Source organism: Pseudomonas sp. 32_A (genome assembly GCF_017490905.1).
GTDB lineage: Bacteria > Pseudomonadota > Gammaproteobacteria > Pseudomonadales > Pseudomonadaceae > Aquipseudomonas > Aquipseudomonas inefficax.
Genome location: NZ_JAFGYI010000291.1, coordinates 1 through 467, shown reverse-complemented (window position 1 = coordinate 467; position 467 = coordinate 1). Strand labels below are relative to the sequence as shown.

The 467-nt window shown below is 62.5% G+C and carries 1 protein-coding gene; it reads left to right on the top strand.

Annotation, left to right across the window (positions count from 1 at the left end; all coding sequences use genetic code 11):
• The first annotated feature begins 37 nt into the window (after positions 1 to 37).
• Positions 38 to 418 carry a DUF1232 domain-containing protein gene (locus tag J5M58_RS26740; RefSeq protein WP_207880384.1) on the top strand — a complete coding sequence of 127 codons (381 nt, stop codon included), beginning with the start codon at positions 38 to 40 and terminating at the stop codon, positions 416 to 418.
• The last annotated feature ends 49 nt before the right edge of the window (positions 419 to 467 follow it).

Genomic DNA, 467 nt, shown 5'->3' with positions numbered 1-467 from the left:
GTGTAGGTTAGGCACTCCCTTTCACCGGTAACGCACGATGTTCGCAAGACTCAAGCAGTGGGCCCGCTCGATCAAACGGCAAACCATGATCCTGTGGTTCTGCTGGAAGCACCCGGAAACGCCCCTGCCGGTCAAGCTGCTGTGCCTGCTGGTGGTTTCCTACGCGCTGAGCCCCTTCGATCTGATACCGGACTTCATTCCCGTGCTGGGACTGCTGGATGACCTGCTGATCCTGCCGGCGTCCATCTGGCTGATCATTCGCCTCGTACCCGCGCAGGTGTATGCCGCAAGCAAGCTCCAGGCGGATGAATTCGAGCGCGCCAGCTCGCAGCGCCCCCGCAGCAAGGCGGCCGCCGTGGTGATCGTGGCGATCTGGCTGTTGCTGGCCGTGCTCTACTACCGGTGGCTGTGGCGCTAGGTCAGACCTGGCACTTCGGCTGCTGGGTGAAGGTCCGCCGTACATCGAC

Excerpts from the sequence above, each read along its gene's own strand:
- J5M58_RS26740 (WP_207880384.1), top strand. The coding sequence starts at position 38 with ATGTTCGCAAGACTCAAGCAGTGGGCCCGCTCGATCAAACGGCAAACC.